The sequence below is a fragment of the Anaerotruncus sp. 1XD42-93 genome, assembly GCF_009917605.1.
Taxonomy (GTDB): Bacteria; Bacillota; Clostridia; order Oscillospirales; family Ruminococcaceae; genus Anaerotruncus.
In genome coordinates this window covers 1-2524 of sequence record NZ_QZEG01000138.1, presented here as the reverse complement: position 1 = coordinate 2524, position 2524 = coordinate 1, and the positions used below count along the sequence as shown (strand labels likewise).

General features: G+C 45.0%; 2 protein-coding genes. One reads left to right on the top strand and one right to left on the bottom strand.

Annotated elements, in window-relative coordinates; genetic code table 11:
* The first annotated feature begins 261 nt into the window (after window positions 1-261).
* Complete coding sequence (locus D5269_RS17400) at window positions 262-1308, top strand: hypothetical protein (RefSeq protein ID WP_120487336.1); 1047 nt, start codon at window positions 262-264, stop codon at window positions 1306-1308.
* Between the two features lie 33 nt (window positions 1309-1341).
* Here the strand turns inward: D5269_RS17400 and D5269_RS17395 are convergent, their stop codons facing one another.
* On the bottom strand, window positions 1342-2055 hold the full coding sequence (locus D5269_RS17395; protein ID WP_120487334.1) for a hypothetical protein: 714 nt from the start codon (window positions 2053-2055) through the stop codon (window positions 1342-1344).
* Window positions 2056-2524: the final 469 nt, after the last annotated feature.

Genomic DNA, 2524 nt, shown 5'->3' with positions numbered 1-2524 from the left:
TCCGCAAGCTCATAGCCCGATATGGTCTCTCTTATTTCGCCGCCCTCTCCCGGCTCCAGATAGACGAGGACGAACGTTTTGTAGAGGTTGTTCTCATCAACGACGCAACTATACTTATAATCCAATTTAATCTTCCTTTCATAATTTTTTGATTTTCTTTTGGTTGACAAAATTAGTGGCTAAAATTAGTGGCTTTAGAAAAATAGGTGGCACCACATTTACCTATCTAAATCCGTTCCATAGTCAAATAAGGCGGAGAAAATGGAAACTGTTTTGGATGCCAAAAGAGCTTATCAGCATTATACGACCGTGCTGGAAATGGTCAATGCTGTAAGTGATGGCGGTACTGTGATCGCGTTTGGGGATAATAAGTCCCCTCTTTATAACGCCGAAGATCGTCCACCAACACTATGCGAATATTTCTATGTTATTTTGTCTGACGGCTTACGAAAAGATGTGGTCGCTTTTGGCTTTACCAGTCCCAATATCTATATGCGTAGAGTATGGGACAAGGTATGGAGCGTCGATTGGGCACAGGTAGGGATTGCGAATATCAACACCCTTCTAACCCAAAAAGCAGACAAGAACAAGGCGCTGCAAACGAATCTGTATGCACAGTATGCCCAAGATGTACAGGCACCCAACCTGAGCATTACACCCGAGATACTGTTTAATAATCCACCATTGGATAATATGGCGCTACTTGACCATAGAGCGTTGGGCTATAATAAAGCAGGTAGACCCGCAGGTGCTCCACCGATGTCATCGTCCATGTTCGCAAACCACTTCGAAACATTGACATTCAATTTATATCATAATCGAGCGTTACAGGTCGCTACGCAGTGCTATACGGGAGAAGACAACGGACGAATTTTTTTGCGTACGCGTCATAGGGATAACAATAATTACGATTATACTCAGTGGCAAGCATGGCGGGAAGTCGCAACCTGCTATTGTGAGGACATGGAGTGGAAAGCGCTCCCAATGATAAACGGATGGATCAATCAAAATGGTGACAGCGCTGCGGCATTAAAATATCGGAAAGGAGCAGATGGAAAGGTTGTATATGTTACAGGAAGAATTAAGCAACCAAATGCTATAACAAATGATAATAGAGTAATTGCTTACCTGCCAGCGGGATATAGGCCAAAAAACTATTATTGGAGAACTCTATCATCTGAAACTAAGGATAGTATAGTCACGCTTAGAATTAACTTAGATGGCAAAATGTATATTTTGACACAGCATTCTAATGTGCAGACTATGTTAAATTCTGATTTGCCCATCTGCTTAACAATCCCAATCTAAAGATAAAATGAGACTAGTCCGACTGACTGGGAGCTATTTTGCCAAAAAACAAAAGGATGCTACAAACTTGTTACATCCATCCACGCTGTAATGACACTGAATAGAGCCGTTTGCGTCGATAGTCATAGCCCCTAAGCCCTTATAATAATGGTCGGTACCCCTAAAAATGCCGGGAAGAAACAAGTGGCTTTTGGGTCTGAATCCAACGGGTAGTGTGGCAATTTGAGTGCAGCACGCAATATCTGTTTTATCCGTCTTTTCGCACGCGACCGAGCCAATAACGATACCTTCTTGTGTTTGGCAGTAGTAACTTTCTATGGGCAAACTGTCCCATACCCATTTGCCGAACCCGTCCGCATAGGCTACCTCATATCGTTTTGAAGGTGCCGCAGTGGCAATCCTGACCCATGCCTGCCACGTTTTCCCGCTGAAATCATTTGTATCGTTATGGCGTGAGCGCACAAAGATCGCATTTTGGTCGGCCCCATAACCAAAAGCTTGATGAGCGAACTGTACTGCACGATTTCTATTTCCGCGCAAAGTAATCACATTCCAAAAATACGGAGGCAGCGAGTTGGGTGTTGGGGCATATTTTAGGCCCTCATCGGATGCTATCATATCAACCGCATGGTAATCAACTTCTGACATCTGATTCAAGGGTGGCTCGAAGATATTACTTGTGTCAATTTGCACGTTAGGGTTTTGCAGCTTACTCGCAAACTGTGCGTACAAATCGCTCTGTAACACCCGGTTTTTGTCCGCCTTATTTGACGAGGGCGCACAAAAACAGCCGCTTGTCCTCACTTGACAAAGCGGCTGAAAGCAGTATAATAAAAAGTAGAAAGGCGCTGCGACAAGCGGTTAGCCCAGTCTAGTTAAAGTTTCTCAACAGAAACCGTCACCGGCCAGGGTGGCGGTTTCTACCTTTTATCCGTATCGTTACGGTATACCCGAAGATATGTAACGTTATGGTAATTGGCATTGCCTCACCCCCTTTCGGGTGGTGTGGCCAACCGCCTGCCGTTGTTGCAGCGCCTGCTTTATTCTACCTTGTGCGCTGCTTTTTGTCAATCCTTGCCGCCTTTACAGGTGGCTTTTGTCTTATCCCTCCGCTGTGCCTCCAAAGCTGACCGGTACAAGCTCCGGCAGACCGCTTTCAATCAACACCTCCGCACAAGTCTGCTTCAATGCTGCCGGAACCTCCGAAAATGCTGTT